This window comes from Tepidimonas sp. (assembly GCF_046292505.1).
Classification (GTDB): domain Bacteria; phylum Pseudomonadota; class Gammaproteobacteria; order Burkholderiales; family Burkholderiaceae_C; genus Tepidimonas.
This window is the reverse complement of the sequence record NZ_JBKBQX010000284.1, coordinates 1-516: the sequence shown is the minus strand read 5'-3', so window position 1 is coordinate 516 and position 516 is coordinate 1. Positions and strand designations below refer to the sequence as shown.

The window sequence follows — 516 nt, the reverse complement described above, 5'->3', positions numbered from 1 at the left end:
GTCGTCGGCGACCTCCAGCAGATCCTCGATCTGCGGCAGTTCCTGCATCAAGCGCGACAGGTCGGCCTCGCTTTCGACCTCGCTGACGATGGCCGCAGCGGTGCTGCTGCCTTCGGCGTAGGCGGCCTGCAGCCGCGCGTCGAAGGCGGTACCGGGTTCGCGCTGCAGCCGGCAGGGGCCGTGCACGCGCTGCACCTCGGTGATGGCGGTCAGCTGCGCGGCGGGCAGGGGGGCCGTGGCGTCAGCGCGCACAATCAGCCAGCGCTCGCCACGGTCCAGGTGCAGCAGCACGCCGTGGGCGCGCGCCCATGTGTAGGGCAGCGGGTGGGCGGCGCTCATCGGGCGGGATTGGGGGCAGGGGCGGAGCGCGCCGGCGGCACGGCGGCGCCGGGCCAGGCGGGTGGCAGCACCGGCGCGTCCTGCACCGGGTGCAGGCGGCTCGGCTCGGGCTGGGCCTGCTCTTGCACGCCGCGCATCCACTGGTAGCGGTCCAGCGCCAGCGCGTCGCCGGCGCGC

Annotated in this window: 1 protein-coding gene and 1 pseudogene; both read right to left on the bottom strand. The window is 75.6% G+C overall.

The window, feature by feature from the left end; genetic code table 11:
• Positions 1-339 (bottom strand): annotated as a pseudogene (locus ACK4TH_RS13295) (type II secretion system protein GspE); the annotation flags it as partial.
• A partial coding sequence (locus ACK4TH_RS13290; RefSeq protein WP_409627111.1) for a hypothetical protein occupies positions 336-516 on the bottom strand: 181 nt, incomplete at its 5' end. The gene ACK4TH_RS13290 and the pseudogene ACK4TH_RS13295, both read right to left, overlap by 4 nt.